The following is a 2,123-nucleotide window of genomic DNA, read 5'->3' as shown; positions in this document are numbered from 1 at the left end:
GGCCCTTCATCTGGTTCAGGATGCCTTTCATGCGCTCCTGCCGCGGTGAGGCGAGGATGCTGCGGTGTCCCAACGCCCGGGGTCCCAGCTCGGCGCGGTCTGCGAGCACGACCACCGGTTCCTCCGTCTTCGCCAGCATGGCACCGAGCTCGTCAACCGAACACTTCTCACCATGCCACCCGGGCCTCAGCTGGGTAGCTGTCAGTGGGGGTCCGCAGTAGACGCTCCACTCCAGCGGCCCGAATGCGCCGCGGTGCATCAGCGATGCGCACGCGGTGCCGATCGCCGCACCGCTGTCATTCGGAAACGGGGGCACCCAGACGGTGTCGAAGAGTCCGCTGTCGCGAATCGCGCTATTCCACTTGATGTTCAGGGCGCTGCCGCCGGCGAAGCACAGCGTCCTTACCCGACCGTTGAGGGGCTTGACCGCATCGGCCAGCCGCTCGACCAGCAGCCCGGCGAGGGCCTCGTGGAAGCTGGCCAGTACCGATGCAGCATCAAGGCCGATTCGGCGAATTGTCGGCTCAACCTCCTCGTAGAAAAGGTCGGTGCCGAAAATGTCCCAACGGCCGTCCAGCGCGGCCAGTGCCCTTCGAAATTCGCGGACCAGGGGTTCACTGACGGCGCCTAATCCCGCATACGCCATGACCTTTCCGCAATTGGACATCTGAACGTGCCACTTTTTCACCTCGTCCCACTGCGGGTCGAGAACGAACGGGGGCACATTGCGGCTGAAAAACTCGTAGACGCCGCCGAGTATGCCGAACAGCCAGCCACGGTAGTGCACCGTACGTTGTACCGGATCCACGAGATACACGACGGGAAACGAATTGGCGTCCCAAACCAGGACAAGGGCGGGCTGGCGCTCGACCGCCGCCGGACTGGTCAAATATGCGCTGGCGAGATGCGACTCGACGTGACGATAGCTCTCGTAGCTCCGCGGCTTGCCTGCGAGTGTGAGCGATGAACTGGGTTGATAACAGTGCAGAACGGGAGTGCTGTCGTCGGATTGCCGGAACGGGGCGTGACGGATCAGTTCGAGGCGATCCGCGGTCCAAACTTGAAAACCTTCGCCGACCCAGCCGTCCACCACAAACCGATTGACTTCGTCGACTCGATGCCCGAGTTGCTCGAAAAGATGCTCGATCAGACCGGCGTCAAACAAGGCATCGTGGCGCCAGCGGTTGTCGTGTTTCTCCACTTCGGTGGCCGCGACAAGCCGCGCGCCTGACCGACTCGACTCCACCAACGCCAAGCCGCCGTCGTGCTCTAACTTCATTCCACAGATTAGTGCCATGCCAGACCGTCCGGCGCCAAAGACCTTGCCCGCCAGGTGATCATTGGTTTGCCGTCCTCGATCGAAGGGAGCCCCCAAGTTTTCCGCCGACGTGCACCCTTAGCCAGATGGCGCCCATAGGAGCTCGGCAGGTCCTCCGACGATATCGCGGCGATCCACAGCAGGCCCGACATTCGTCGATAAAACCGCATAACGGCGCGCATCGGCGGTTACGGTCGTTGTTCGAATACGACCGCGCTAACCCGTGCTGGCGCCGCGGGCTCGGATGGGAAGCGAGGCCGGTGTCAGAATATCTCGTTGCGAGCGTGCGGAAGTCGGCTCCCAGTGTCATCACGTCCAAGATCTCGAATCCAGCGCGATCCGCCATTTTTCATCCCGCGCTGGCGATGATGGCGCACACGGTTCGAGCGTGCCGTTTCATCGTCGATCAGTATGCGAGGGCTGTGAGCTAGGGGTCGGGACGGTTTCGAGGTTGATGAAGCCGGTCTCCGAATCGTCCTCGGCACTGATTGATTTGGGGCCGGGAACTGCCGTGACTACGTCCCACGGGCTGCACGCGAAGATTATGCTGCCGACGGATGCGAGGCTGCCAGTTCTATTTCGCAGAACACGCTGATAGGTGGAAGGCTTAGATACGCGATGAGGTTTGTGCTGGCGATGTGGGGAACTCGCGGCGATGTCGAGCCCTGCTCCGCTATCGGGCGCGAGCTGCTGCGCAGAGGGCACGACGTGTGCATGGCTGTCCCGCCAGACGTTGTTGGCTTCGTCGAGTCGGCTGGGATTGCGGCGGTCGCCTACGGGGCGGAACCGCAGCGCTGGCTCGACG

General features: G+C 62.6%; 2 protein-coding genes. One reads left to right on the top strand and one right to left on the bottom strand.

The window, feature by feature from the left end:
• The coding region (locus VN856_RS24695; RefSeq protein WP_325694241.1) for a carbamoyltransferase N-terminal domain-containing protein at window positions 1-1,279 on the bottom strand (1,279 nt) is incomplete at its 3' end.
• Between the two features lie 657 nt (window positions 1,280-1,936).
• Here VN856_RS24695 and VN856_RS24690 point away from each other — a divergent pair.
• The coding region (locus VN856_RS24690) for a glycosyltransferase (protein WP_325694239.1) at window positions 1,937-2,123 on the top strand (187 nt) is incomplete at its 3' end.

This window comes from Mycobacterium sp. (assembly GCF_035603715.1).
GTDB lineage: Bacteria > Actinomycetota > Actinomycetes > Mycobacteriales > Mycobacteriaceae > Mycobacterium.
The sequence above is the reverse complement of the archived record's forward strand: the minus strand, read 5'-3'. Positions and strand labels throughout refer to the sequence as shown.